This window comes from Herbiconiux daphne, assembly GCF_024979295.1.
Classification (GTDB): domain Bacteria; phylum Actinomycetota; class Actinomycetes; order Actinomycetales; family Microbacteriaceae; genus Herbiconiux; species Herbiconiux daphnes.
Genome location: NZ_JANLCJ010000781.1, coordinates 1 through 530, shown reverse-complemented (window position 1 = coordinate 530; position 530 = coordinate 1). Strand labels below are relative to the sequence as shown.

1 protein-coding gene is annotated in these 530 nt (G+C 42.8%); it reads left to right on the top strand.

All coding sequences use genetic code 11. The annotated features are described in order from the left end of the window. Window positions 1-123: 123 nt before the first annotated feature. Window positions 124-530 (top strand): anaerobic ribonucleoside-triphosphate reductase activating protein (gene nrdG / locus N1032_RS27660; RefSeq protein ID WP_259543937.1); only part of this gene is annotated, 407 nt, incomplete at its 3' end.

Sequence of the window (530 nt, the reverse complement as noted above, 5' to 3'; positions counted from 1 at the left end):
CAGCAAGCCTTTGAGTGGGACTGATATGATTCCGTGGTATAATTGGATTGTATTCGGTGGTGTATGTGCGTTCATTATTGGACTAGTTACATACTACATGTATAAAAATATCACTGAGAACTAATGAACTTCCATCAATATTATAAAACTGATATGTTAAATGGGCCAGGCATTCGTAATGTTTTATTTGTGGCTGGCTGTAATCATGGCTGCAAAGGATGTTATAATGAATCAACCTGGAACCCCAACTCAGGATTTCCCTACACAGAAGAGCTGGAAGAAGAAATCATTCGAGACCTTATGGATGAACGGGTCATCAGAGATGGCATCACGTTCACTGGAGGAGATCCTCTCCATCCACGAAACCTCCATACGCTACTTTCTCTCGCTAAACGCATCAGAGCGGAATGTCCAACCAAAACAATCTGGTGCTGGACAGGATACACACTCGAAGAGTTGGCAGCCGATGTAAGCGAAGAAGGTTTACTTCGTTGGGAGTTGGTTAACACTATCACGCATCTTGTTGATGG